The sequence below is a fragment of the Allokutzneria sp. A3M-2-11 16 genome, from assembly GCF_024213555.1.
Taxonomy (GTDB): domain Bacteria; phylum Actinomycetota; class Actinomycetes; order Mycobacteriales; family Pseudonocardiaceae; genus Allokutzneria.
In genome coordinates this window covers 1,242,638-1,267,620 of record NZ_JANAVO010000001.1, presented here as the reverse complement: position 1 = coordinate 1,267,620, position 24,983 = coordinate 1,242,638, and the positions used below count along the sequence as shown (strand labels likewise).

Sequence of the window (24,983 nt, the reverse complement as noted above, 5' to 3'; positions counted from 1 at the left end):
TGCCCTCAGGCGCATTAGGCACCGGTCCGTAACGCTACCGCGCAGTGGAGAGCAGCAAACGAGAATGCCCTCAACTCCCACAACCAAGTCACAGGTCCAGGCGTATCGATTCGTCGTTCGCCGCATGGAGTCCGCGTTGGTGCGCAAGGACGCGGTGATGATCCATGAACCGGCGCGAACCCAAATGCGGGCGACCGCCGCCGGGGCCGTGGTCGCCGTCGCGATCATTCTGGGATTCCTGGTCTACGGCCTGATCAAGCCGAAAGGAACCCTGCCGGATAACGGCATCGTGATCAGCGAGCAAACCGGGGCGGTTTTCGTCGCAACGGCGAACCCGCGCCAGCTGATCCCGGTGGCGAACATGGCCTCGGCGCGGCTGTTGCTGATGACCACCGGTGGCAGTGCCTCGGGAACTCCGTCGCGGGTGGACGAATCGAAGCTCACCGATGTGCCGAGGGGGGCGTTCACCGGAATTCCGGGCGCCCCTGAGCTGCTTCCCGACAAAGACCTGAGAGTTTCACCCGAATGGGCCGTCTGCGATGAGCTCCACCGAAAGCTGGACCTGCCGGACCCGGACGAGCGGCCGGAGCTGCGCACCACGGCGCTCGCCGGGATCGCCGCGCCGGGACGCAGGCTGGGGCCGAGGGAAGGGCTGTTGCTCGCGGCGCCGAACGGCCAGAACTACCTGGTCTTCGCCGCCGACGACGGGATGGACATGCCGGGGACCGGGACCGTGCGGGCGAAGGTGGACCTCGGCAACGCGGCGGTCCGCGAGACCTTCCAGCTGACCGGGCAGAAGCCGCGCAAGGTCAGCAGCGGCCTGCTCAACGCCATCCCGGAGGTCGCCGAACTGCGCGCGCCGGAGATCCCGCAGCGCGGCGAGGCCACCGCCTTCGGGACCGGTGACCTCAAGGTCGGCACCGTCGTCCGGATGGAGCGGGCCAAGGGTGACTTCCAGTTCTACGTGCTGCTCAAGGACGGCAAGCAGGAGGTGACGGAGACCGTCGCCGAGCTGATCCGCTCCACCACGGCCGCGACGAGCTGGCCGAAGATGGAGAGCCAGCAGCTGGTCCACCTCGGGGCATCCGCGAAACCCTTGGAGGTCAAGGACTTCCCCCGGGCCGTGCCGACCGTGCTGAGCATCGAGAAGGCCCCGACCACCTGCCTGGGCTGGGCGCCGAAGGACGACCGGCCGACCTCCGCGGTGACCGTCGGGGACGGGCTCGGGCCGAACGTGAAGCCCGTGCAGCTGGCGCAGGCCGACGGCAACGGCGAGGCGCTCGACGGCTTCTACCTGCCGCCCGGTCGCGGGGCCGTGGTGCGCGCGGCGACCTCCGGGTACGACTTCTCGACCGGACCGATCCAGCTCGTCTCCGACCGCGGCGTGAAGTTCGGCATCCCGGACGCGCGCATCGCGGAGGGGCTCGGGCTGGCCGCGCCCTACCGGCCCGCGCCGGAGAGCATCCTGCGGTTGCTGCCCGAGGGACCCAGGCTCGACCCGCGCGAGGCCCGCCGGGTGTTCGACGCGGTCTCGCTGGACGACTCGAAGATCCTGCGCCGCAAGGACCCCCGCGAGGCGCAGCCCGGCGGCTGACCGCCCGCCCCAGCGCGGGTTGGCCGGTCTTCAAGTACCACGCACCCCCGCTCCGAACGTCGCCAACTGCGCCTAACCCCTCTGTCCGGTTAGGCGCAGTGAGCGGTCGTGTGCGGGCGGGTTCGTGGTACTTGAAGACGCCCCTACCCCGGCTGGGTCAGGTGGTGGCGCGGCGGCGGAGTGCGCGGACGGCCAGGTGGGTCAGTGCCAGCAGGCCCAGGGCGATTCCCGTGCCGACCAGGGCCACGGTCAGGGGGCGCTGATCTGCGAGGGGAGCGGCCGCTATGTCCACAGTGGACCGGAGAGGCGGGCGCGGGTTGATGCCCTGCTCCTCCGGCAGCACGGCGGTCAGCGCGGCGACCGGGTCGACCATGCCGTAGCCGATGTGGAAGTCCCGGCCCGACCTGCCCTGCGGCTGGCGGGCCGTCTTCTTGATCCGCTCCATCACCTGCGTCGCGTCGAGGTGCGGGTACCTGGCGCGGACCAGCGCGACGACGCCGCTGACGTAGGGCGCTGCGAAGCTGGTGCCTTCGACACCGAGGAGCTGGTTGCCGTCCACGTAGCGGTTGGCCAGCCCGCTCGCACCCTGCTTCGGGTCGAGCGAGGTGTTGTTCGTGCCGGGGGCGGCCACGTCCACCCAGGGACCGCCGAGCGTGAAGCTCGCGGGCCCACCCTCCTCGTTGAGCGCGCCGACGGTCAGCACGTCCGAGTCCAGCCAGGCCGGGGTGGGCACGGTGGCGACCGCGTCCGGCTGGTTGGGTTTGCCGCAGTTGCTCTCTGCCCCGCCGGTCACGTTGCCCGCCGCAGCGACGACGACGGAGTTCTGCTCACGGGCGTAGCGCACCGCGGCCTGGACGAGGGACCAGTTCTGCCCGGGTGCCATGCAGACGACGGAGGAGATGTTGATGACCCCGGCATCGCGGTCCGCCGCGCGCACGATCGCCCGGGCCAGCGTTTCCTGGTCGCCCGCCCGAACCGAACTGCCGTTCTTCTGACCGCCGTAGGCCTTGCTGGACTGGCGGATCGCCAGAATGCCCGCGCCGGGGGCCACGCCCTTGAACCCGGACTGGCGGTCGGATTCGTCGGCCGCGATGATGCCCGCGACCATCGTGCCGTGGCCGTCGCAGTCGGTGGTGCCGTCGTCGCCCGTGACGTAGTCACCGCCGCCCGTCAACCGCCCGGCCAGTCGGGGGTGGCGGTTGACCCCGGTGTCGATCACGGCGACGAGCTGGCCCTCACCGCGGCCGAAGCGCCACGCCTGTTCGAAGTTGAGGCCCATCTGGCCCCAGGGCCTGACGTTGACATCGCCTCTCGTCCGGCCTTCGACGCACGGCTTGTCCTGCTGGTACTGCGCGTCGGGAGCCGGATCCTTCCGCAACGACGAGACGTCGTAGCTGATCGGCGGGGGAGTCGGGTAGCGCGGAGCCGGGGTGAACTCGGCCGTGGGTTGCATGAGCGCGAGGACGCCCGCGAGAGCGGTCAGCCTGCGCATCACAGGTGCCTGACGACGCTGTAGAGGTCCATCACGGCCAGCGCGAGCGGCAGCACGGCCGCGATCAGCACGGCCTCGGTCACGTCGACGGAGCGGCGCAGCACGGGGGAGAACCGCTGCTTCGGGAACACCACGCCGAGCGCGATCGCCGCCGCCGCGAGCACCACGAGCAGGCCGAACACCCACAGCAGCTGGTGCAGCGGGCTCGCCCGGAACAGCCAGCCGACCATCAGCCCGGTCGCCGTCAGCAACCCGGTCGCGAGCAGTGCGATCGCCTGGCCGCCGTTGGCGTAGGTGCGGGCCCGCAGCAGCAGCACGGCCGCGACCACACCGCCGAAGATCGGGGCGAACCACGAGCTACCACCGGACGCGAGCACCGCGCCCACCGCCGCGACCAGGCCGCACGCGATGAGCATGCCGGTCATGTACTGGTGGGCCAGGCCAGCGCGGCGTTCGATCACCGCGTAGTCGGGGAACTCGTCGTCCTCCTTGAGCTCCGCGGCGCTGCCGGGAACGTGCGGGAGCGGCAGCTTGGCGAGCTGGATGGTCAGCCTGGGCAGCGAGGACAGCCCGGCGAGCGCGACGGCGGCGACACCCGCGGCGATTCCCGCGAGGGAGTTCGGCAGGAACACCGCGACCAGGCAGGCGACGGCTCCGGTCGCCCCGATCCCCGCCCCCGCGACGAACACCGTGATCCCGCCGCCGAGCACGAGCAGGCTGATCACCGCGATCACGCCCATCGCCGCGAACGCCAGCACCAGGCTCGCCGATCCGAGCCTGCCGGGCACCGCGTGCAGCCCGCAGACGAAGGCCATGGGCAGCGCGCCAGCGGCGGCGATCACCACGCCGGAGTCGGGCGCGCGGTGCACGCGGGTGATCGACGAGCCCGCCGCGATCGCGACCAGCGCCGCGACGCCCGCGGTGATCGCGGCGGCGAGCGGGAAGCGCCCGCCGGCCAGGTGCACGGCGACCGCGGCGACGACCAGGGCCAGCCCGGAGGCGGTGTTGCCCAGCCTGCGCGCGGTGTCGGCGGTCCACGGCCGCAGCCCGCCGGGTTCGGCGTCGGCGATCGCGTCGACCACGTCGTCGTAGAGCGGGGGCGGCGGGTTCTCGGTGCGGCGGCGCAGCTGCACCAGGTCGCCGTCGACGACGCCGAGCGAGGCCAGGGTGCGGCTCGGGTCGAGCGGCGCCTCCCCGAGCTTGCCGAGGCACCACCCGCCGTGCCGGGCGCCGCCGTCCGGCGTCACCTGGCCCGCCAGGCTGAGCAGCTTCGGCAGCAGGTCCGCCACCGCGACATCGGAGGGCAACGCCACGTCGATCCGCGTCTGCGGCGCGAGCACCGTCACCCTGCTGAACACCGTCGTGGCGGTAGCCACCAGCACCCCCTGTGCTTTGTTAGCCCGTCCCGGTGGGCGATCACCGAATCGACCGGAACGGCGTACTGAGCGCCCCTAGTATGGCCAAGCCCCGTCCGGCGGTACTTCGGGTTCTCCTGAATCCGTCGGAAGGGGGTAGGGCAGTCTTGGGGGACCGCCGAATTGTCGAGACGACCCTGACGAGCTAAGAGGTACTGCTTCGGTGAGCACGCTTCAGTTCAAGCGGTCCGCGCGACTGAGCCCGCCCCGTATGCCAGGTGGTGAGCTGCTTCTCGAAGCGCCACCCGAGGTGCCCCGCGTCATTCCGGCCAACATCCTGATGAAGATGCTGCCGCCGGTGATGATCGGGGCTTCGGTGCTGATGATGGCGCTGGTGTTCATCACCGGCGGCCAGAATCCCAGCTCGCTGATCTTCGGCGGGATGTTCCTGCTGTCCACCATCGGGATGATGGCGGGCGGAGGATTCGGCGGGACCGGCAAGAAAAAGGCCGAGATGAACGAGGACCGCAAGGATTACCTGCGGTATCTCGGGCAGATGCGGGAACGCGCTCGTCAGGCCGGGAGCGATCAGCGCGAGGCGCGGGAGTGGGTGCACCCCGACCCGCAGGCGCTGTGGTCGCTGGCCGCCACCCGGCGGATGTGGGAGCGCCGCTCGGGCGACCCGGACTTCTGCCACCTCCGGATGGGGCGCGGGGCGCAGCGGCTGGAGACCAGGCTGCGCCCGCCCGAGACGGGCCCGGTCGACGAGCTCGAACCGATCACCACGCTGGCGCTGCGCAAGTTCATCCGCGCCCACTCGATCGTCCCGGACCTGCCGTCGGTGTTCACGCTGCGCGCCTTCGCCGCGGTCGCGCTGCACGGCGAGCGCGAGCGGACCCGGGCGCTGGCCCGCGCGCTGCTGGCCCAGCTGGTCACCTTCCACGCGCCGGACGACGTGCTGGTCGCCGTCGTCGCGACGGCCAAGGCGCGGGCGGAGTGGGAGTGGACGAAGTGGCTGCCGCACGTGCAGCACCCCAGGCTCACCGACGGCATCGGCTCGCTGCGGATGATCACCGGCTCGCTCAAGCAGGTGGAGACCTGGCTGGCCGAGGAGATGCGCGACCGCCCGCGCTTCACCAAGGGCGGCCAGCAGCAGCCGGAGCTGCCGCACATCGTGATCGTCGTCGACGAGGGCGAGGTGGCCGGCGACGAGCACGTGCTGCTCACCGAGGGCCTGTCCGGGGTGACGCTGCTGGACCTGTCGGACTCCATCGGCACGCTGTCCAAGCGCCGCGGCATCCGGCTGACCATCCAGGACGGCCGGATCGGCGCGCTCAGCGGCACCGGCGGGGTGGAGTGGTTCGGCGGGCCGGACGCGATGACCGTGACCGAGGCGGAGGCGCTGGCCCGGCGGATCTCGCCGTACCGCATCCTCACCGGCGCGGGCGCGGAGCTGGTCGACGAACCGCTGCTGACCTCGGACACCGGCCTGTTCGAACTGCTGGGCCTCGGCGACCCGATGAGCTTCGAGATCGCCCACGCGTGGCGCCCCCGGCCGATCAGCGACCGGTTCAAGGTGGCCTTCGGCGTCGGTGAGCACGGGCAGCCGGTGGAGCTGGACATCAAGGAGGCCGCGGTCGGCGGCATGGGCCCGCACGGCCTGTGCATCGGCGCGACCGGTTCCGGCAAGTCGGAGTTCCTGCGCACCCTGGTGCTGGGCATGATCGCCACGCACTCCTCGGCGATGCTGAACCTGATCCTGGTGGACTTCAAGGGCGGTGCGACCTTCGCGGGCCTGGAGGGCGCCCCGCACGTGGCCGCGGTGATCACCAACCTGGCCGACGACCTGACCCTGGTCGACCGCATGCAGGACGCGATCGCTGGCGAGATGAACCGCCGCCAGGAGGCGCTGCGCGACGGCGGGAACTTCAAGAACGTCTGGGAGTACGAGCGGGCCCGTGAGAACGGCGCGGACCTGGACCCGTTGCCCGCCTTGTTCATCGTGGTCGACGAGTTCTCCGAGCTGCTGTCGGCCAAGCCGGACTTCATCGAGCTGTTCGTCGCCATCGGACGGCTCGGCCGCTCCTTGCAGATCCACCTCCTCCTTGCCTCCCAACAGCTTGAGGAGGGGCGGCTGCGCGGGCTGGACGGGCACCTTTCCTACCGCATCGGCCTGAAGACCTTCTCCGCCTCGGAATCCCGGTCGGTGCTCGGCGTTCCCGACGCCTACGAGCTGCCCCCGGTGCCGGGTTCGGGCTACCTGAAGTTCGACACGAACACGTTGGTGCGCTTCAAAGCCTGTTATGTCTCCGGCCCGCACCGACCGCCCGGCATGCAGGCGGTCCGGGCGACCGCGCCGGTCACCGGTGACCGCAGGCCGAGGCTCTTCGTCCCGGACTTCGTCGAGATCCCGGTGGAGCCGGAGGTCCCGGCGTCGGCGGACGAGCCCGCGAAGCCGGAGCGGCCGACCGAGCCCAGCGAGCTGGACATCGTGGTCCACCGGGTGCAGCGCAAGGGCCCGGAGGCGCACGCGGTGTGGCTGCCGCCGCTGAACGAGCCGCCCTCGCTGGACCTGTTGCTGCCCAACCTCTCTCCCACCGAGGACCGCGGACTGTCCCCTGTGGACTATTTCGGCGCGGGGAAGCTGATCACCCCGGTCGGCATCGTCGACCGCCCGTACGAGCAGCGCAGGGACACCCTGTGGGCCGACTTCTCCGGCGGCGGCGGGCACGCGGCCGTTGTCGGTGCGCCGCGCGCGGGCAAGTCCATGCTGCTGCGGTCGATCGTCATGTCGATGGCGTTGACGCACACCGCGGAGGAGGCGCAGTTCTACTGCCTCGACTTCGGTGGCGGCACGCTCGTGTCGTTGCAGAACCTGCCGCACGTCGGTGGCTACGGCGGCCGGTTCTCGCCCGACCTGGTGCGGCGCATGGTCGCCGAGCTCAAGACGTTGCTGGCCGAGCGCGAGGAGCGCTTCCGCGAGCTCGGCATCGAGTCCATGGTGGAGTTCCGCGCCCGCAAGCGCCGCGGTGAGATCGTCGACGACCCGTTCGGCGACGTGTTCCTCGTGGTGGACGGCTGGGCGGCGTTCCGGCAGGAGTTCGAGCTGCTGGAAGAGGACGTGGTGAAGCTCGCCGCGCAGGGCCTGTCCTACGGCGTGCACGTCGTGGTCGCGGCGACGCGCTGGGCCGAGATCCGGCCGTCGCTCAAGGATCTGCTCGGCACGCGGTTCGAACTGCGGCTCGGCGATCCCAGTGAGTCCGATGTGGACAGACGAGTCGCGCTCAACGTGCCCGCCGACCGCCCGGGGCGCGGCGCGTCCAAGGACCGGCTGCACTTCCTCACCGCGCTGCCCAGGATCGACGGCGCGGCCAAGGCGTCCTCCGGGGTGCCGATGACCGCCGAGGACGTCGGCACCGGGATCTCCGACGCCGTCGCCAAGATCTCGGCGGCCTGGCGCGGGCGCTCCGCCCCGCCGGTGCGGATGCTGCCGGACTCCTTCCCGTACGCCCGGCTGCCCGGGGCGAGCCCCGAACTGCCAAGGCACGCCATCCCGATCGGCATCGACGAGGACGAGCTCAAGCCGGTGTACCTGGACTTCGAGTCCGAATCGCACTTCGTCTGCTTCGCCGAGCAGGAGTCGGGCAAGACGAACCTGCTGCGCACGATCGTCCAGGGCGTCGTCGACCGCTTCACCCCGAAGCAGGCGCGGATCATCCTGGTCGACTACCGCCGCACCATGCTCGGCTTCGTCACCTCCGAGCACCTGCTGGCCTACGCGGCGGGCTCGCAGCAGTTCACCGGCATGGTCGAGGACATCCACGCCTCGCTGACCAAGCGGCTGCCCGGCCCGGACGTCACGCAGGAACAGCTGAAGAACCGGTCCTGGTGGTCCGGGCCGGAGCTGTTCCTGGTCGTCGACGACTACGACCTGGTGGCGACCTCCGGCAACAACCCGCTCGCGCCGCTGGGCGATTTCCTCGCGCAGGCAAGGGACATCGGCCTGCACCTGGTCGTCGCGCGGGCCTCGGGCGGGGCCAGCAGGGCGCTCTACGACCCGGTGCTCGGCAAGCTCCGCGAGCAGTCCGCGCCGGGCATCGTGATGAGCGGCAACCGGGACGAGGGCGCGCTCGTCGGCACGGTGAAACCGTCCTCGATGCCGCCCGGCCGGGGCACCCTGGTCAACCGCCGGTCCGGTCAGCGGGTCGTGCAGCTGGCCTGGCTGGACCCGGCGTGAGGGAACGGGTTCGGCTCGCCGTCGACTTCGGCACGTCCAGCACGTGCGCGGCGTTGTCGGTCGACGGCGCCGAGCCCTCCGTGGTGCTGGTCGACGGACGGCCGCTGGTGCCCTCCGCGGTGTTCGTCGCCGTCGACGGGACGGTGTTCGTCGGCCGCGAGGCGGAGCGCCAGGCCGCCATCGACCCCGCGCGGTTCGAGCCGCACCCCAAGCGCCGCATGGACGAGGGCGAGCTGCTGCTGGGCAACGTCGTCGTCCCGGTGGTGCGCGCGGTCGCCGCGGTGCTCGCGCTCGTCGTCGCCGAGGCGCGCCGGGTCGCGGGCGGCGCCCAGGTCGACGTGCTCGTGCTGACCCACCCCGCGAACTGGGGCTCAGTGCGCCTCGGCGCGCTCGGCCAGGCCGCCGCCGGGCTCGCCCACCGCATCGCGCTGGTGCCGGAACCCGTTGCGGCGGCGATGTTCTACGCCGCGAGCACGGGATCGACCGGTGTGCTCGCCGTGCTCGACATCGGCGGCGGGACCGTGGACGCCAGCGTGGTGCGGGGATTCGAGGTCCTCGCCACCCGCGGCGACCCGGGGTTCGGCGGCGCGGACATCGACCAGGCGTTGCTGGAGCACGTCGGCACGCTCGTCTCCGGCGAGGACCCGGAGGCGTGGCAGCGGCTCGTCGAGGGCCGTGAGCTGCCTGACCGTCGGCGTCGGCGGGTACTGCACGAGGACGTCCGCAGCGCCAAGGAAACCCTGTCCAGGCACGCCTACACCGACATCCCGATGCCTCCGCCGTTCACTGACGCGCACGTGCCCCGCGTGGAGCTGGAGCGGCTGGTGCACGGTCGGCTGGCCCGCGCCGTGGAGCTGCTGACGGCGACTGTGCGGGACTCCGGGGTCCAGGTCGCGGGGGTCTTCCTGGTCGGCGGTTCCAGCCGCATCCCGCTGCTCGCGAGGTTGGCGCACGAGCGGCTCGGCATGGCGCCCACCGCGCTCGACCAGCCGGAGACCGTGGTGGCTCGCGGAGCCCTCCGCGCGGTCCCGGCCGCTCCCGAACCGGTCCCGGTGCCCCGGCCCGCACTTCCACCGCCGGTTCGTCGCCGATCGAAAGCGGTATTCGCGGTGGTCGCGGTTCTCGTCGTCGCCGCGGCGGTGATCACGGGATTTGTGGTGTTCGGGGGAAGCGGCGGCAAGGAACTCGCGCAGTACAACTACCGATTCCGCGTTCCCGATGGCTGGGAACACAGCGGCGGGGACGCCACGAATCGCAAGGTCCAGCTGCGCAGAACCGTGAGCCCGGACACCGATGACGTGATCGGCGTGGAACAACGCCCGCTGTCCTACAACGCGACGCTGGAACCGGAACGGGCGCTCGGCGAACTCCGGAGGGTGGTGGAGGCCCGCGCCGCGGAGGGCTACACCGGCTTCGCGCCATCGGCCAGGTTCGCTGGTCGCGAGGTCGCTCAGTACCGCCGTGAGCTGCGCGGATCAGTGGTCGAGTGGCACGTCGTCTTCGAGGGTCCGATGCAGTTGACCGTGGGCTGCCAGAGCACGCCGGGTGGCCGGGAAGCGGTCGGCAGGGCGTGCGAACACGTGGTCCGGACGCTCGCCGGCACGGGCTGAGTAATTTCACGGGCAAATGCCAGAGTGATTTTCCCCGGTGGAATGCGACCGCGTCCCACCAATCAGGTGGACCGCGTTCACACGCGCAACTAGTTGTCGCATTAAGTCGCGGCTCCGGAAGGCGCCGTGGCATGGTCTTGGGCTGTAACACCGATCGAAGGGGGAGTCGTTCGATGACTCAGTACGAGGTCAATGCCGAGGCCATGGGTAAGGCCTCCGGTGACGTGGCCAAAGTGCGGGACCAGCTCGTTGGCCAGCTCAACAGCCTCCGGGGGCAGCTGGAACCGCTCCAGGGTCAGTGGAAGGGCGAGGCCGCGAAGGCCTTCCAGACGCTGATGCGCAGCTGGGGCGAGCAGACGCTGAAGCTGAACAACGCGCTCGGGGTGATCTCCGACCAGCTCGGCCAGTCCGGCAAGTCCTACGTCCGCCGTGAGCAGCAGGCCACCGAGGGCATGTCCACCATCCGCGCCGGTCTGGAAGGGCTCTGACGACCATGGACATCAAGGTTCAGTTCGGTTCCCTGTCCGAGGCGCAGGGCAACATCGCCTCCGCCGCGACCAAGGTGCGCACGCAGCTCGGGGAGCTCAAGTCCGATCTGGCGCCGCTGACCGCGACGTGGACCGGTGCGGCCGCGGACAACTACAAGCGGGCGCAGCGGGAGTGGGACGAGGCGGCGAAGGCCCTCCAGGAGATCCTGGCCAAGGTCGGCGTCGCGCTCGGCAGCGCCAACGAGAACTACCAGGAGGGGGAGCGCAAGGCCGCCGACCTCTGGTGACCCGCTCTCGCTGACGCGAAGGCCCCGGCTCTGAAGACGGCCGGGGCCTTCGTCTGTCCGTCGCAAGCCCGCGACCTGGCATGATGGTGGACATGGCGCTCATCACCGGGGGCCGTTTTGACCCTGCCGTAGGACGACAGGTAACCTCGATCGCTGTTGAAGCGGTATATCGTGCGGCGCCAAGTCGGCCGCGCGTTTTCGCGCCCTGAGTTCTCCCCGCGCAAGCGGAGGTTTCCCGCAGGTGCCGGACTCTGCCGCCCCAACGCCACCCAAGACGCGAGTGACGACGAGGTAGATCCGTGCGCACGTACAGCCCGAAGCCCAGCGAGGTGAAGCGAGCCTGGCACGTCATCGACGCCCAGGACTTGGTGCTCGGCCGCCTCGCGACCCACGCCGCCACCCTGCTGCGCGGAAAGCACAAGCCGATTTACGCGCCGCACATCGACACCGGTGACTTCGTCGTCGTCATCAACGCCGAGAAGGTCGCGCTGACCGGCAACAAGCGCGACCAGGAGTTCGTCTACCGGCACAGTGGCCACCCGGGCGGCCTCAAGAAGCGCTCGTTCGGCGAGATGCTGGACAAGTACCCCACCAAGCTGGTCGAGAAGGCCATCAAGGGGATGCTGCCGAAGAACAAGCTCGGCAACGCCATGGGCAAGAAGCTCAAGGTGTACGCCGGTCCGGCCCACCCGCACGCGGCCCAGCAGCCGCAGACGTTCGAGCTCCCCAAGGTCAGCCAGTGACCCTGCCGGTGTCGGACAACCAGAACTCAGAGGAAAACCGCGTGACCACTCCCGCTGACGAGACCACTCCCGCCGTCGACGAGACCGTCGCCGACGAGGCTGTCGCCACCGAGGCCGTTGCCACCGAAGCCGCCGCTGACGAAGCCGCTGCTGACGAGGCCACCACCGAGGTCGCTGCCGACGAGGCCGCCACCGAGGGTGTCGCCGAGGCCACCTCTGACGAGGTCGCCCCGGCCGCCGAGGTCGCCGCGCCGCTCGGCACGGGTCGCCTGATCCAGACCGTCGGTCGCCGCAAGCAGGCCATCGTGCGCGTCCGCCTGGTGCCCGGCACCGGCAAGTTCCTGCTCAACGGCAAGGACATCGACGCCTACTTCCCGAACAAGGTGCACCAGCAGCTGATCCGGGACCCGTTCACCACCACGGACAAGCTGGACAAGTTCGACGTGTTCGGCACCCTCAGCGGTGGCGGCGTCTCCGGCCAGGCCGGTGCGCTCCGCCTGGCGATCGCCCGCGCGCTGATCACGCTGGACGCCGACGACCGCCCGGCGCTGAAGAAGGCCGGCTTCCTCACCCGTGACCCGCGGGCCAAGGAGCGGAAGAAGTACGGTCTCAAGAAGGCCCGTAAGGCTCCCCAGTACAGCAAGCGCTAGTACTGCAGGCGCTCCTGCCTGGCCTTACGCCGCAAGACAACCTACGGGAGCAGATGTCCGTCTTACGGATGTCTGCTCCCGTAGTTGCGTCCGGCCCTCGACCGGGCCCGTCACACGGAGGACTTCTCGACATGGCTCGCCTCTTCGGCACCGATGGTGTGCGCGGTCTCGCCAACTCCGACCTCACCCCCGAGCTCGCCATGTCCATCGCGGTGGCGGCCGCGCGGGTGCTCGGTGAGCGCACCGGCTCCGACCGGCCCGTCGCGGTGGTCGGCCGGGACCCGAGGGCCAGTGGCGAGATGCTGGAGGCGGCCGTCGCGGCCGGGCTCGCCTCGGCGGGCGTCGACGTGCTCCGCGCGGGCGTCGTGCCGACCCCGGCGGTGGCGCACCTGGTCAGCGACCTCGGTGCCGGGCTCGGCGTGATGATCTCGGCCTCGCACAACCCGATGCCGGACAACGGGATCAAGCTGTTCTCCGGTGACGGCCACAAGCTGCCGGACGCCGTCGAGGACGAGATCGAGCGGCTGATCGCCGAGGGCCCGGGTCAGGGGCGGCCCACCGGCGGCGCCATCGGCCGGGTCCGGGACATCGACAACGCCGTCCAGCGCTACGTCGACCACCTGCTGCTCGCCACGCCGCAGCCGCTCGAAGGCCTGCGCGTGGTCGTGGACTGCGCGAACGGCTCCGCCTCCGCCGCGGCGCCCGAGGCCTACCGCCGCGCGGGCGCCGACGTGATCGCCATCCACGCCGAGCCGGACGGCGTCAACATCAACGACGGGTGCGGCTCCACCCACCTCGACGTGCTGCGCGCCGCGGTCCGCGAGCACGGCGCCGACCTGGGCATCGCGCACGACGGTGACGCCGACCGCTGCCTCGCCGTCGACCACACCGGCGCCGAGATCGACGGGGACCAGATCCTCGCGGTGCTCGCGCTGGCCATGAAGGAGGGCGGCGAGCTCGCCGACGACACCCTCGTGGCCACCGTGATGAGCAACCTCGGCCTGCACCTGGCCATGCGCGACCACGGCGTCAACGTGCGCACGACCTCGGTCGGCGACCGCTACGTGCTGGAGGAGCTGCGCTCCGGCGGGTTCTCCCTCGGTGGCGAGCAGTCCGGGCATGTGGTGTTGCCCACGCACGCCACCACCGGCGACGGCCTGCTGACCGCGCTGCGCCTGATGGCCCGCGTGGTGTCCACCGGGCGTCCGCTGGCCGAGCTGGCCGGGGTGATGCGCCGCCTGCCGCAGGTCCTGGTCAACGTCAAGGTCAGCGACAAGGCCAGGGTCGCCGCCTCCCCGTCGGTCGCCGAGGCCGTCGCCGCCGTCGAGGCCGAGCTCGCCGGGTCCGGCCGGGTGCTGCTGCGCCCCTCCGGCACCGAGCAGCTGGTCCGGGTGATGGTGGAGGCCCCGAGCCAGGACGCCGCCGACGCCGCCGCCAAGCGCCTCGCCGGGGTCGTCTCCGGCATTCGCTGAACACTTCCCCTGTTCGTCGCACACGCGCGTCTGCGCTGGTCCACCATGGGGTGGATCGCGGTGGAGGCACGCGTGGGCGGGGGAGCCCCTCGATAGCCTCGGCGCGTTCCGGGGACACGAGGGGGACGACCAGGTGGGTTTCGGTACCAACACCGACGAGATGGCGCAGGTCGCGGGCGCCCTGCGCACGGCGGCCCAGGAGGTTCCGCCGAGGGTCCGGCCGATTGAGGCCGCCGCGAACGAGGGAGCGGGCCTCGGCCTGGCCCACGGCGCCGCGGCGAAGGAGTACGCGGGCGGGCTGCGCAAGCTCGTCGCCGCCGCCACCAGCTTCGTCACCGCCACCGAGGACTTCGCCAGGCGCCTGGAGCAGACCAAGGGCGGCTACCAGTGGGTGGAGAACCGCAACGCCCGCACGGTCGGGGGCAAGTGATGAAGACCCCCGAGAGCGTCCTGCGGCTGCTCGACAGCACCGAGCTGACCCGCAAGGAGAAGCAGGCGCTGCTGAAGTCCTACTGGCTCACCCACCCGACGTCGGACGATCTGCTGCTGGCGGCGATCGGTCCGTCGCTCGGCGTCGATCGTTCCTTCAACGCGGACCTCGTGGGTTCCATCGCGAGCCGCGCGGTGGCCGCCGCGCACGCCAAGGAGTTCGACGATCTCCACAAGCGGCTCACCGACGAGCTCGACAAGCGGGTCAACGGGCCGGGCCGGGACGCGGCGCGCGGCAGGCAGAAGCTGGACGAGTTCAACCGCGCGGGCTCCGCCACCCACGTCGGCGCGGCGAAGTCCGACGAGATCCTCGACGCGGGCCTGCCGGGGCTGGACGCGTTCCGCCGCTTCGCCCCGGTCTACGTCGCCGCCCCCTCCGAGTTCCGGCGCAACCCGGCGCTGCTCGGCGGCCAGGAGGACATCTTCAATGCGGTGAAACGGCTCTACGACGAGCAGCGGGGGATCGACTTCGCCAAGCTCGACGCCCAGGCGCGGCAGCTGACCGACGCGAAGATCGCGGTGGAGTCCGCCTCCGGCAGGTCCTCGGCCGGTCTCTCGGGCCTGTACACCCACTGGACCGGCAAGGCCGCTGAGCGCTCGCGCGTGTTCTCGGACCGGTTCCGGGTACAGGTCCAGGCGCTCACGGACTCGTTGCAGGGCTCCGCTGACCTGATCCGCGGGTGCTCGGCGCGGGTGGCCAAGCTCTGCCGCGGCAAGGCCGAGATGGCGCTGAGCCTGCACGAGGACAAGATGTGCGACCGCACGGTCGGCGAAGGGCTGCTGATCATGCAGCTGGCCAACGGTCGCCGGGAGGTGGACGTCCGGGTGGTGGCCAGGATGGTGAACCCGACGACGGCCAGGATGGTCGACAGCGACGCGTGCGAGCTCAACGAGGAGACCTACGAGTTCGCCGAGCAACAGGCGAAGCTCTGGGCCGAGGGGTTCTGCCGGGCCTTCGAGGGCAAGTTCAGCCGCTTCGAGGAAGCCTGCGGCAAGCACCGGGGTTGGACGGATGAGGTCTGGAAGGAGCTCACCACCTTCCTCAACGGCCGCAGCGACAACCCGTTCAAGGAACTGCTCGGCGGTACCCCGCCCGGGGGTGGCCCCAAGCCCCCTCCCGGTGGCGGTGGCGGCGGCCCGATCGGTGGCGGAGGTGGCGGTGGCGGTGGTGGGCGAGTTCCGCCGATCGCCGCGCCCCCGCCGATCACGCCGCCTGTCGTGCCGCCGATCCAGACCCCGCCTCTCGGCGGCACGGAGACCTCGGGGCTGCCGGGCACGCAGCTGCCGGGAATGCCTGTGCCAGGCGGGAACCAGCCGCGCGAGTCGGTCAGCTTCGAGGACGCCGGACGCAAGATCTCCGTCACCAGCCCGACCCGCGACGGCCACGTGACGATCACCGTGGAGGGTCCGGACGGGAAGCCGAAGAGCTATGAGGTGGACTTCGGGCCGTCAGGGCCGGAGGTGAAGCCGATGCCGCAACCCGGCGGCATCCCCGTGCAGCCGGGAAATGTTGTGCCGCAAGAGAACCCGGTGACGAAGGCGGATGAGAACGGCAAGGCCGCGATCCGCGCCGGCGACCGCACCATCCTCGCCGAGCGCGTGCCGGGCGACGCGGGGCACATCCGGGTGTCGGTGCCCGGAGCGGATGGCGAACCGACGACCTACGACATCGACTTCACCCAGGGCCAGGTCGAACTGGCGAGCGGGTCCGGCGTCGTCGAAGAAGTCGCGGAGCACCAGCAGGCTCCGCAGCCGGGCGAAGCCGGACTCGGCTCGATACCGAGCGAGGGACAACGCGCTCCGAACGCGCCACCGATGGGCACCGGGATGATGATGCCGCCCGCGGCCCAGGGAAGCGGTGGAGACCAGGAGCGCGGCGGCAACAACTGGCGCACCGAGGGCTACGTCTTCGAAGAGGACAACGAAGCCATCAGCAGGGTGGCGCGGGTGCTCGGCGGACTCGACGACGAGGAGAACTAGGTGAGCGACGACGTCGCGGCGGCACAGCGACGGATGGACCTGGTGATGCGCGAGCACGCCGACTGGCTGGAACGGGCCACCAGGCGCGAGGACCAGGCCAGAGCCGAGTCCGAGCGCTCGGCGAAGGAGATCGCCGAGCACGTCGGCAAGGTGGTCGAACGCCTCCGGGATCGCCGGGACACCGGCTGGCCGCCGCCGGAGAGGCCGCGGCCGGTGGACGACGACGAGGACTACTCGACGCAGACCTGGTTGCGCTGAAAGGGAATCAGGCCAGGCTGGGCACGGCGGGCCCGCGGGTGTAGTCGATCGAGCAGCCCTTGATCTCCGCTTCCAGCAACGCGCTGTACTCGCGGTTGCCGGTGAGCACGCGCAGGAAGAAGGCGGTCAGCAGGACGCGCGAGAGCTTCTGCGTCTTGCTCTGCGGCTTGCCGTCGAGCAAGAGGTCGGTCCACTGCCAGTTCTCGGTGAAGCCGAGGTGGGTCGCCTTGTCGATGCCGCGCAGCTGCACCGGGCCCGCCCACGCCTGGGTGACCGGCTCGGCGTGGCCGATCGGCGGGGAGATCAGGTCCTCGTCGCCGGAGAGGTGCAGCGCGGGCATGGCGCACTCGCGCGCGGCGTCGATCGCGGAGGGACGGGTCTCGGAGAGCCCCATCGTGCCGACCGCGCGCACCCGCTCGTCCTCGGCCGCCGCCAGCACCGCGCAGCCGCCGCCGAGCGAGTGCCCGGCCATCCCGAGCTGCTCCGGGTTCACGCTGATCCGGCCCTCACCGAGGCGCACGGAGGTGCAGACGTCCAGCGCCGTGCGCATGTCCGCCGTGAACAACCGGTGCGAGGGCAGCGGTCCCGTCTGCGTCGCGGGCGCGGCGACGACGAAGCCCCAGGAGGCCAGGTGCCGCATGAAGCCGTGGTAGCGCGTGATCGGCTGGAGCCAGCCGTGGCCGAACACCACCGCCGGGAGGCCCGTGCCGGACTCCGGGGTGAGCACCGCGCCGGGGAGCCCCACCAGCGCCAGGTCCCCTCGCATCACCCGGTGCGGGCCTGGGCGAGACAGCTCCTTGAACGCCTGCTTGGCGGTGAGTGCCATGAGCCGAGACGTTAGTGGATCGGCCTCCGAGCTGCGATGGCAGGCGTGTCCAGACCAATCCGACAACGCGCGTGCGGCGCCATAACCTGTGCCGCGTGTGTGGAATCGTGGGATACGTGGGCCATCGCCCCGCGCTGGACGTGGTGCTGAACGGCCTTCGCAGGCTGGAGTACCGCGGCTACGACTCGGCGGGCGTCGCGGTGCTCAACGGCGCCGGTGACCTGGCGACCGAGCGCAAGGCCGGGCCGCTGGTGAACCTGGAGAAGCAGCTCGACGAGGCGGGCAGCGCCCGCTTCACCGGCACCGCGGGCATGGGCCACACCCGGTGGGCGACGCACGGGGCGCCCAACGACCGCAACGCCCACCCGCACCGGGACGCTTCCGGGCGGCTCGCGGTGGTGCACAACGGGATCATCGAGAACTTCGCGCAGCTGCGCGCGGAACTGGAGGCCGACGGGGTCGAGCCGGCCAGCGACACCGACTCCGAGTGCGCCGCGCACCTGATCGCCCGCGCCTTCGACGGGGTGGACCTGGCCGCGGCCGTGCGCACGGTCTGCCGCCGCCTCGAAGGCGCGTTCACCCTGGTGGTCACGCACGCCGACCAGCCGGACCAGATCATCGCCGCGCGCCGGTCCTCGCCGCTGGTGCTCGGCGTCGGCGAGAACGAGAACTTCCTGGCCTCGGACGTGGCCGCGTTCATCGAGTACACCAAGGACGCCGTCGAACTGGGCCAGGACCAGGTCGTCGTGCTGCGCCGGGACGGCTACGAGGTCACCGACTTCCACGGTGCGGCCGTGACCGTGAAGCCCTTCCACGTCAACTGGGACCTCGCCGCCGCCGAGAAGGGCGGCCACGAGTACTTCATGCTCAAGGAGATCGAGGAGCAGCCGGACGCGCTGGCCAACACCCTGCGCGGGCACTTCCGGGACGGCCGGATCGTGCTCGACGAGCAGCGCCTGTCCGACCAGGACCTGCGCGACGTGGACAAGGTCTTCGTGGTGGCCTGCGGTTCGGCCTACCACTCCGGGCTGGTCGCCAAGTACGCGATCGAGCACTGGACCCGGCTGCCCGTCGAGGTCGAGCTGGCCAGCGAGTTCCGCTACCGCGATCCCGTGCTGGACCGGGACACCCTGGTCGTGGCCGTCTCCCAGTCCGGCGAGACGGCCGACACCCTGGAGGCGGTCCGGCACGCGCGTGACCAGAAGGCCAGGGTGCTCGCGGTCTGCAACACCAACGGCGCGCAGATCCCCCGCGAGTCCGACGCCGTGCTCTACACCCACGCCGGGCCGGAGATCGGGGTCGCGTCCACGAAGGCGTTCCTGGCCCAGATCGCGGCGAACTACCTGGTGGGGCTCGCCCTCGCGCAGGCCCGCGGGACGAAGTACCCGGACGAGGTGGCCCGCGAGTTCCACGAGCTGGAGGCGATGACCGCGGCCGTCGAGCGCGTTCTGTCCACTTCGGACAGTGTGCGGGCGTTGGCGCGGGAGCTGGCCGACTCCAAGGCGGTGCTGTTCCTCGGCCGCCACGTCGGCTACCCGGTGGCGCTGGAGGGCGCGCTGAAGCTGAAGGAGCTGGCGTACATGCACGCCGAGGGCTTCGCGGCGGGCGAGCTCAAGCACGGCCCGATCGCGCTGATCGAGGAGGGCCTGCCGGTCGTGGTCGTCGTGCCGTCGCCGAGGGGCCGCGCGGTGCTGCACACGAAGCTGGTCTCCAACATCCAGGAGATCAAGGCCCGGGGCGCGCGCACGATCGTCATCGCCGAGGAGGGCGACGAGACCGTGCGGCCCTTCGCCGACCACCTCATCGAGGTGCCCGCGGTGCCGACGCTGCTCCAGCCGCTGGTGTCCACGATCCCGTTGCAGGTCTTCGCCGCCGAGGTGGCCAAGGCCCGCGGCTACGACGTCGACAAGCCCCGCAACCTCGCCAAATCGGTCACCGTGGAGTAAGTGTTGAATGAGTCATTGGGGTGGCTGGACGCACCGAATGACTCATTCAGCACGCTCAACGGACCAAACGCGTCATTCATGACGGGGTCCGCTCAGGCGTGGGAGCCTGTGCGGCGTGATCGTGGGCATTGGCACCGACATCGTCGGGGTGCGGCGCTTCGAGCGGCTGCTCGAACGGACCCCGCGCATGCTCGACCGGCTGTTCACCGAGGCGGAACGCCGCACCCGCAAGGGAGATCTGCGGCGCCCGGCCTCGCTGGCGGCCCGGTACGCGGCGAAGGAAGCGGTGGTGAAGGCGCTCGGCGCTCCGCACGGCTATCAGATGCTGGAATGCGAAGTCGTTGCGGCGCCTGACAATCGGCCCTCCGTGCGGCTCACGGGCGTGCTCGCCGACGCGGCGGAGGCGGCCGGTGTCGGGTCCTGGCACGTCTCGTTGACGCACGACGCCGACATCGCGGCCGCCTTCGTGGTCGCCGAGCGATCCGGGAGGACCTGACCGTGCAGGGCGTGTGGACCACCGATCACGTGCGCGAGGCGGAGAACCGCCTGCTGGCGCGGGTCCCGGAGGGCTCGCTGATGCGCAAGGCGGCGTTCGGCCTCGCCACGGTCGCGCTGCGCATGCTCAGCCCGGGTGTCGTCGGCCGCCGCGTCGCGCTCCTCGTCGGCGCGGGCAACAACGGCGGGGACGCGTTGTGGGCGGGCGCTTTCCTGCGCAGGCGCGGTGTCGCGGTCACCGCCGTGCTGCTGTCCCCGGACCGCGCGCATCCTGAAGGTCTTGCCGCGCTTCGGAAAGCGGGCGGACGTGTGACCACGGACGGCCACGACGCGGTTCGGCGCGCGGATCTGGTGATCGACGGCATCGTGGGCCTGTCCGCGCGTGGCCCCCTGCGCCCGGCCGCCGCCGAGCTGGTCGAGCTGATCACCGCGCCCGTGCTCGCCGTCGATCTGCCCAGCGGCGTCGAGCCGGACACCGGCGCGGTGAACGGCGCGGCGGTGACGGCGACCGCCACGGTCACCTTCGGGTGCCGCAAGCCGCTGCACGTGCTCGGCGAGGGGGCGAAGCGCAGCGGCGAAGTGCACCTGGTGGACATCGGCCTCGGCCCGGAACTGGGCGAGCCGGACATCACGGTGCTCGAACCCGCCGACGTGGGACGGCTGTGGCCGGTGCCGGGGCCGAGCGACGACAAGTACACGCAGGGTGTGACCGGCGTGGCCGCGGGCTCGGCGACGTACCCGGGGGCCGCGGTGCTCGCCGCCGGAGCCGCGACGCTGGCCACCTCGGGCATGGTCCGCTACACGGGCTCCGCCGCCGACCCGATTCGCGCGCGCTGGCCGGAGGTGGTCGCCTCCGGCTCGATCAGCGACACCGGGCGGGTGCAGGCGTGGGTGGTCGGGCCGGGCATGGGTACCGGCCCCAGCGGCAAGGACGTGCTGGCCCAGGTCCTCGAAGCCGGGGTCGCGGTGTGCGCGGACGCGGACGCGATCACCCTGCTCGCCAACCACAAGGACCTGTGGGACCTGCGCGAACCCGGCACACCGATGGTGATCACCCCGCACGACCGCGAGTTCGCCAGGCTCGCGGGGGAGGTCGGCGAGGACCGGGTGGCCGCCGCGCTGCGGGCGGCTCGGCGCTACGACGTGGTGGTCCTGCTCAAGGGGCACAGCACGGTGGTCGCCGCGCCGGACGGCCGCGTCCTGGTCAACCCGGCGCGCTCCTCGTGGGCGGCGACAGCCGGATCCGGTGACGTGCTGTCGGGGCTGATCGGATCGTTGCTGGCAGGAGGCATGGACCCGTGGCTGGCGGCGGGCTGCGCCGCGGCGGCGCACGAGCTGGCCGGAGAGCTGGCGGCGGACGGCGCGCCGATCCCGGCGGGCTCGCTGTTGCGGGAAGTGCCAAACGCGATCCGCGTCCTACGGGCCGCCGCGGTGACTGTGTCACCATGAACGGCGTTATGGCTGCTCAGAACCCGCACCTGCCGCGTGCCGAAGTGCTCGTCGACACCGACGCCCTCCGGCACAACATCGCCCTGCTCAGCGGCCTCGCCGCGGCATCGGGCGCCCAAACGATGGCGGTCGTGAAGGCCGACGGATACGGGCACGGGGCGCTGCACGTGGCCAGAACCGCGCTGGAGGCGGGCGCCTCCTGGGTCGGTGTCTGCCACCTCGACGAAGCCCTCGCGCTGCGCGCCGGTGGCATCACCGCGCCGGTCTTCTCGTGGCTGCACGTGCCGGACGAGGACTTCGCGGAGGCGGTCAGCGCGGGGATCGACCTGTCGGTCTCCTCGCTCGCCGCGCTCGACGGCGTGCTCGACGCGGTGCGCCGGACCGGGGCGACGGCGCGGATCCACCTCAAGGCCGATACGGGGCTCTCCCGCAACGGCTGCGCCCCGCAGGACTGGCCCGACCTGGTCAGAGCCGCCGCCGGAGCCCAGTGCACCGGTGGGGTGCAGGTCGTCGGCGTGTGGTCGCACCTGGCCTGCGCGGACGAGCCGGGCCACCCCTCGATCGACGCCCAGGCGAAGCGGCTGACCGAGGCGCACGCGATCGCCGTGGACGCGGGCCTGCGCCCGATCCGGCACATCGCCAACTCCGCGGCCGTGCTCAGCCGTCCGGACCTGCACTTCGAGCTGGTCCGCACGGGCATCGCGATGTACGGGCTGAACCCGATGCCGCCCGGTTTCGGCGGCGACGAGCTGCGCCCGGCGATGACCTTCCGCGCCCGCGTCGCGCTGACCAAGCGCATCGCCGCGGGGGAGGGCGTGTCCTACGGGCTGTCCTGGACGGCTCCGCGCGAGACCACGATCGCCCTGGTCCCGGCCGGGTACGCGGACGGCGTTCCGCGCGCGCTGTCCGGGCGGATGGAGGTCCTCCTCGGCGGCAGGCGGCGCCCGGTGGTCGGCCGGGTCTGCATGGACCAGGTCATGGTCGACTGCGGGGACGACGAGGTCCGCGAGGGCGACGAGGTCGTGCTGTTCGGCCCGGGCACCAGGGGCGAGCCGACCGCGGCGGAGTGGGCCGAGACCCTCGGCACCATCCACTACGAGATCGTCACCGGCATGTCCCGCCCCCGCGTCGCCAGAACGGTCGTCCCGGTCGGAGGAGCATGAGCCGCATCTGGAAAGCCGTCGGGGTCGCCGGTGGCGTCCTCGGCGCGGCCGTCGCCGGGACCGCGGTGGGCGCGGCGGCCAAGAGCTCCCAGATCAAGCACCGCCGCGAGGGCGCGGCGCTCCTCGACCGCTACGCCGACGAGCCGCTCGGCGCGCTCAAGCCCGACCGCACCTCGACGGTGGCCGCCGACGACGGCGTGCCGATCTACGTCGAGGAGGTCAACCCGGCAGACGGGGGCAAGCCGGAGCTGACCGTGGTGCTGGTGCACGGGTTCGCGCTGGACCGCAGGACCTGGCACTTCCAGCGGCGTGACCTGCCCCAGCTGACCGATCCCCGGGTGCGGCTGGTGATCTACGACCAGCGCAGCCACGGGAGGTCCGGCCGCGGCCTGCCGGAGACCTCCACGATCGACCAGCTCGGTCACGACCTCGACGCGGTGCTGCGGTCGATGGTGCCGAAGGGCCAGATGGTGCTGGTCGGGCACTCGATGGGCGGCATGACGATCATGGCGCTGGCCGAGCAGCGGCCGGAGCTGTTCCGCGACCGGGTCGCCGGGGTGGCCTTCCTCGGCACCTCGGCCGGTGAGATCGGCCGCTCCGGGCTGCCGAGGCCGGTGCTGTCCCGGCACAACCCGGTCACCCTCGGCGTCGGCAGGCTGGCCAGCTGGACCCCGGGTCTGGTGGAGCGGGTCCGCGGCGTCGGCGGGCAGATCGTCTGGAGCCTGATCCGCAGGCTGGCCTTCGGTGACCGCAAGGTCAGCCCGGCCCTGGTCGACCTGGTCGACGACATGATCTCCAGCACCTCGGTGCAGGTGCTGACGGAGTTCCTGGAGACCCTGGGCACGCACAACCGGGTCTCCGCGCTCGCGGGCCTCCGGCACACGCACGTGCTGGTGATCGGCGCGGACGCGGACCGGCTGACGCCGTACTCGCACTCCGAGGTGATCGCGGCCGAGCTGCCCGACGCGGAGCTGGTGCTGGCCGAGGGCGCGGGACACGTTCTGATGCTGGAGCAGCCCGTGCTGGTCAACGAACGCCTCGCCGAGCTGTTCGGCGGGTGTGTCGGTCGGAGTGGGAAGAGGAAGCGCTGGTGGAAGCGGGCGTGAACACGGCGGTCTGGACGGCGGAGCTGGCCGAGCCGGAGGACACCACGGCCCTGGGCAGGCGGTTGGGCGCGCTGCTCGGCCGGGGTGACCTGGTCCTGCTCTCCGGTCCGCTCGGTGCCGGGAAGACGGTGCTGGTGAAGGGCATCGCCGAGGGGCTCGGCGTGCGGGGGCGGGTCAGCTCGCCGACGTTCGTCATCTCCCGCGTGCACCCGGGCGAGCGCGCCACCCTGGTGCACGTGGACGCCTACCGGCTCGGCGGAGACGCCCTGGAGCTGGACGACCTCGACCTGGACACCGACCTGGAGGACGCGGTCGTGGTGATCGAGTGGGGCGAGGGCTTCGCCGAGCGCCTGGCCGAGGACCACCTGCTGGTCCGCATCGACCGCCGCCCCGACGACGTCCGCGAGGTCTCCCTCACCGGCCTCCCGCACATCCTCAAGGCCCTCTAGCCCTCCCAGCCGTGGTTGGACAGTCTTCAAGTCCCACCAACCCGCCCCAAATCTGTCGTAAACCGCCCCCAACCCCCGCCACCACGGACGCACCGCGCGAACGCGCGCCGGGGGTTGGGGGCGGTTAGAGACCGCGACGGCAGGGGTTCGTGGGACTTGAAGACAGGCGAACCCCGGCGCGGTCGTAGACTCGTCAGTCGTGCTCGTGCTCGCGTTGGACACCGCAACCCCCGCCGTCACGGCCGGTGTGGTCGCCCTCGACGGCGACGCCCCGCCGGAGCTGCTCGCCGAGCGGGTGACCGTCGACCCGCGAGCGCACACCGAGCTGCTCACCCCGCACGTGACCGCCGCGCTGGACGAGGCGGGCGTCCGGCTCGACCAGCTCGACGCGATCGTCTGCGGTTCCGGGCCCGGTCCCTTCACCGGCCTGCGCGTCGGCATGGTCACCGGTGCCGCGCTCGGCCAGGCCCTGGGCATCCCGGTCCACCCAGTGTCCACATTGGACGCGATCGCCTACGCGACGCCGTTCCACACCTCGCTGCTCGTGGTCACCGACGCGCGCCGCCGCGAGGTCTACTGGTCGGTCTACTGCGACCAGGGCTGGCGCGTGGCGGGCCCGCACGTGGACAAACCGGACGTCGTGGCGGCGAAGCTGGCCGACGAGCTGGAGCCCATCGGCGTGACCGAGGTGTCCGGCCCCGTCGCCCAGCAGCACGCCGAGCTCTTCGGCCTGACCGTGCTGCCCACGACCTACCCCACACCGGTCGGCCTGGTCGGTGCCGCCGCCTGGCCGCTGCGCGAAGGTGCCGAGCCCGAGCCGCTGACCCCGCTGTACCTGCGCCAGCCCGACGCCGTCGAGCCGGGCGCGCGGAAGCGGGTGAGCCAGGCATGACC

Annotated in this window: 21 protein-coding genes; 18 read left to right on the top strand and 3 right to left on the bottom strand. The window is 71.6% G+C overall.

The genetic code is table 11. The features are described from left to right. Positions 1-64: 64 nt before the first annotated feature. Entirely contained in the window at positions 65-1,594 is a 1,530-nt protein-coding gene (gene eccB, locus NLX83_RS06245; RefSeq protein WP_305884169.1) for a type VII secretion protein EccB, read from the top strand. Between the two features lie 157 nt (positions 1,595-1,751). Here eccB and mycP read toward each other — a convergent pair whose 3' ends face one another. Then, on the bottom strand, positions 1,752-3,086 hold the full coding sequence (gene mycP / locus NLX83_RS06240) for a type VII secretion-associated serine protease mycosin (RefSeq protein WP_254233900.1): 1,335 nt from the start codon (positions 3,084-3,086) through the stop codon (positions 1,752-1,754). Then, on the bottom strand, positions 3,086-4,462 hold the full coding sequence (eccD, locus tag NLX83_RS06235) for a type VII secretion integral membrane protein EccD (RefSeq protein ID WP_254233899.1): 1,377 nt from the start codon (positions 4,460-4,462) through the stop codon (positions 3,086-3,088). The genes mycP and eccD overlap by 1 nt, the downstream gene beginning before the upstream one ends. 202 nt (positions 4,463-4,664) lie before the next feature. Here eccD and eccCa point away from each other — a divergent pair, with 202 nt between their 5' ends. The 10 genes from eccCa to NLX83_RS06185 all read left to right on the top strand — a co-directional run bounded on the left by eccCa (position 4,665) and on the right by NLX83_RS06185 (position 16,655). Further along, the gene (gene eccCa / locus NLX83_RS06230; RefSeq protein ID WP_254233898.1) at positions 4,665-8,678 is read left to right on the top strand and encodes a type VII secretion protein EccCa; all 4,014 of its coding nucleotides are present in this window, start codon (positions 4,665-4,667) and stop codon (positions 8,676-8,678) included. Further along, entirely contained in the window at positions 8,675-10,288 is a 1,614-nt protein-coding gene (locus NLX83_RS06225; RefSeq protein ID WP_254233897.1) for a type VII secretion-associated protein, read from the top strand. The genes eccCa and NLX83_RS06225 overlap by 4 nt, the downstream gene beginning before the upstream one ends. Positions 10,289-10,461: 173 nt before the next feature. Continuing rightward, positions 10,462-10,776, top strand: a complete 315-nt coding sequence (locus NLX83_RS06220) for a WXG100 family type VII secretion target (protein WP_254233896.1) — start codon at positions 10,462-10,464, stop codon at positions 10,774-10,776. A gap of 5 nt (positions 10,777-10,781) precedes the next feature. Then, positions 10,782-11,063: a WXG100 family type VII secretion target gene (locus NLX83_RS06215; RefSeq protein WP_254233895.1), complete on the top strand. Its 282-nt coding sequence runs from the start codon at positions 10,782-10,784 to the stop codon at positions 11,061-11,063. Positions 11,064-11,362: 299 nt separating this feature from the next. Continuing rightward, positions 11,363-11,806 carry a 50S ribosomal protein L13 gene (gene rplM, locus NLX83_RS06210; RefSeq protein WP_254233894.1) on the top strand — a complete coding sequence of 148 codons (444 nt, stop codon included), beginning with the start codon at positions 11,363-11,365 and terminating at the stop codon, positions 11,804-11,806. Positions 11,807-11,847: 41 nt separating this feature from the next. Beyond that, a complete protein-coding gene (gene rpsI, locus NLX83_RS06205; protein ID WP_254233893.1) occupies positions 11,848-12,456 on the top strand; it encodes a 30S ribosomal protein S9 in 609 nt (202 codons plus the stop codon). Between the two features lie 131 nt (positions 12,457-12,587). Beyond that, a complete protein-coding gene (gene glmM / locus NLX83_RS06200) occupies positions 12,588-13,928 on the top strand; it encodes a phosphoglucosamine mutase (RefSeq protein WP_254233892.1) in 1,341 nt (446 codons plus the stop codon). Between the two features lie 133 nt (positions 13,929-14,061). Then, the gene (locus tag NLX83_RS06195; RefSeq protein ID WP_254233891.1) at positions 14,062-14,358 is read left to right on the top strand and encodes a WXG100 family type VII secretion target; all 297 of its coding nucleotides are present in this window, start codon (positions 14,062-14,064) and stop codon (positions 14,356-14,358) included. Further along, complete coding sequence (locus NLX83_RS06190; protein WP_254233890.1) at positions 14,358-16,397, top strand: WXG100 family type VII secretion target; 2,040 nt, start codon at positions 14,358-14,360, stop codon at positions 16,395-16,397. The genes NLX83_RS06195 and NLX83_RS06190 overlap by 1 nt, the downstream gene beginning before the upstream one ends. Continuing rightward, entirely contained in the window at positions 16,398-16,655 is a 258-nt protein-coding gene (locus tag NLX83_RS06185) for a hypothetical protein (protein WP_254233889.1), read from the top strand. Between the two features lie 7 nt (positions 16,656-16,662). Here NLX83_RS06185 and NLX83_RS06180 read toward each other — a convergent pair whose 3' ends face one another. Then, positions 16,663-17,481, bottom strand: coding sequence for a dienelactone hydrolase family protein (locus NLX83_RS06180; RefSeq protein WP_254233888.1), 819 nt, complete (start codon positions 17,479-17,481; stop codon positions 16,663-16,665). Between the two features lie 95 nt (positions 17,482-17,576). Between NLX83_RS06180 and glmS the strand changes: the two genes are divergently transcribed. The 7 genes from glmS (at position 17,577) to tsaB (ending at position 24,981) form a co-directional block, all read left to right on the top strand. Further along, entirely contained in the window at positions 17,577-19,427 is a 1,851-nt protein-coding gene (glmS, locus tag NLX83_RS06175) for a glutamine--fructose-6-phosphate transaminase (isomerizing) (protein WP_254233887.1), read from the top strand. A gap of 115 nt (positions 19,428-19,542) precedes the next feature. Further along, on the top strand, positions 19,543-19,923 hold the full coding sequence (locus tag NLX83_RS06170) for a holo-ACP synthase (RefSeq protein WP_254233886.1): 381 nt from the start codon (positions 19,543-19,545) through the stop codon (positions 19,921-19,923). A 2-nt stretch (positions 19,924-19,925) separates the two neighbouring features. Then, positions 19,926-21,371: an NAD(P)H-hydrate dehydratase gene (locus tag NLX83_RS06165; RefSeq protein WP_254233885.1), complete on the top strand. Its 1,446-nt coding sequence runs from the start codon at positions 19,926-19,928 to the stop codon at positions 21,369-21,371. Further along, the gene (gene alr, locus NLX83_RS06160; protein ID WP_254233884.1) at positions 21,368-22,534 is read left to right on the top strand and encodes an alanine racemase; all 1,167 of its coding nucleotides are present in this window, start codon (positions 21,368-21,370) and stop codon (positions 22,532-22,534) included. Before NLX83_RS06165 ends, alr begins: the two co-directional genes overlap by 4 nt. Then, entirely contained in the window at positions 22,531-23,640 is a 1,110-nt protein-coding gene (locus tag NLX83_RS06155; RefSeq protein ID WP_254233883.1) for an alpha/beta fold hydrolase, read from the top strand. Before alr ends, NLX83_RS06155 begins: the two co-directional genes overlap by 4 nt. Beyond that, the gene (gene tsaE, locus NLX83_RS06150; RefSeq protein ID WP_254233882.1) at positions 23,637-24,089 is read left to right on the top strand and encodes a tRNA (adenosine(37)-N6)-threonylcarbamoyltransferase complex ATPase subunit type 1 TsaE; all 453 of its coding nucleotides are present in this window, start codon (positions 23,637-23,639) and stop codon (positions 24,087-24,089) included. Before NLX83_RS06155 ends, tsaE begins: the two co-directional genes overlap by 4 nt. A gap of 199 nt (positions 24,090-24,288) precedes the next feature. Further along, a complete protein-coding gene (gene tsaB, locus NLX83_RS06145) occupies positions 24,289-24,981 on the top strand; it encodes a tRNA (adenosine(37)-N6)-threonylcarbamoyltransferase complex dimerization subunit type 1 TsaB (RefSeq protein WP_254233881.1) in 693 nt (230 codons plus the stop codon). Positions 24,982-24,983: the final 2 nt, after the last annotated feature.